This window comes from Leifsonia sp. NPDC056665, from assembly GCF_042791795.1.
GTDB lineage: Bacteria > Actinomycetota > Actinomycetes > Actinomycetales > Microbacteriaceae > Leifsonia.
Genome location: NZ_JBHTXK010000046.1, coordinates 1 through 1,343 on the forward strand (window position 1 = coordinate 1; position 1,343 = coordinate 1,343).

The following is a 1,343-nucleotide window of genomic DNA, read 5'->3' on the forward strand; positions in this document are numbered from 1 at the left end:
GGCAAGATCTGTGAAGACTTGTCATGGTGCTGCGACGGTTTCGGTCTGACTCAGGCCAAGAACTGACCATGGTGTCCTTCGTTCGATTTGTCGACCGGGGCCGGCGCAGTATCCAGGAGCGCGCCGGCCGACCGGATCTGACCTGATAGGAGCTTGGACTAGAAGCCCCATCACAGTTCTGTCGACCCGCCCGACCGGCTCGCCCCGTTCGTTCAACGAGCGCGCACGAAAGGAGCACCTCCAGCATGACAATTGAATTGACCGATGTCACGGTCATCGGTGGAGTCGATACTCACAAGCACACCCACTACGCAGCAGCTATCGACGACCACGGTCGGCTGCTCGGCCATCACGAGTTTCCCGCTACCGGACCCGGCTACGACGCGCTTCGGTCCTGGATGCGCAGCTACGGCAGCCTCGCCTCTATCGGGGTGGAAAGCACGGGCTCGTTCGGCGCCGCGCTCGCCCGCGAGCTGACGCGAAGCGGTGAACACGTCATCGAGGTGAACCGGCCCAACCGGATCGCAAGGCGAATGGACGGCAAGTCCGATCGCCTGGACGCGGAGCAGATCGCCCGAGCGGTGCTCGGCGAGACCTCCACCGCCGTTCCCAAGAGCAAGTCCGGCGCGATCGAGGTGATCCGCACCCTGCGGGTCGCGCGCTCGGGCGCGGTCAAGGCACGCACCCAGGCTTTCAACGCCCTGTTCGGCGTGATGATCGGCGCACCCTCGCCGTTGCGCGACGAGCTCGTCGATCTGACCAAGCGCACGCTGGTGAACCGATGCCTCCACCTACGACCGGAGGCAGAGAATCTGCTTTCGCTGGCGTCGGATCCCGCTCGTCTGCACCTGGCCGGCACGAAGCTCGCCCTCCGCGATCTCGCACGACGCTGGAAGGTCTTGGACGACGAAGCCAAACGGCTCACCACACAGATCGCGGACCTCGTCAACGCAACCGCTCCCGCCCTGGTCGCCTTACACGGAGTCGGTGTCGAAGTCGCCGCCCAGTTCTTAGTCACGGTCGGCGACAACGCAAACCGCATCAAGAACGAGGCAGCCTTCGCCAAGCTCTGCGGCGTTGCTCCGCAGCCAGCCTCCAGCGGCCGAACCACAGGACGACACCGGCTCTCCCGCAGCGGAGACCGCGCCGCGAACAGCGCCCTCTACATCGTCGCGATCGTCCGAATGCGTCGACACGAACCCACGCTCGCCTACGTCGAACGCCGGAGCGCCGAGGGTCGCACCAAACGCGAAATCATCCGCTGCCTCAAGAGATACATCGCTCGAGAGATCTACGCCAACCTGCCCCAAATCAGCACTTGACGAACATAGGAGCATCGAACG

Annotated in this window: 1 protein-coding gene; it reads left to right on the forward strand. The window is 64.3% G+C overall.

What is annotated here, in order from left to right; genetic code table 11:
* Positions 1 to 245: 245 nt before the first annotated feature.
* The gene (locus tag ACFQ9V_RS20615; protein WP_382460980.1) at positions 246 to 1,322 is read left to right on the forward strand and encodes an IS110 family transposase; all 1,077 of its coding nucleotides are present in this window, start codon (positions 246 to 248) and stop codon (positions 1,320 to 1,322) included.
* Positions 1,323 to 1,343: the final 21 nt, after the last annotated feature.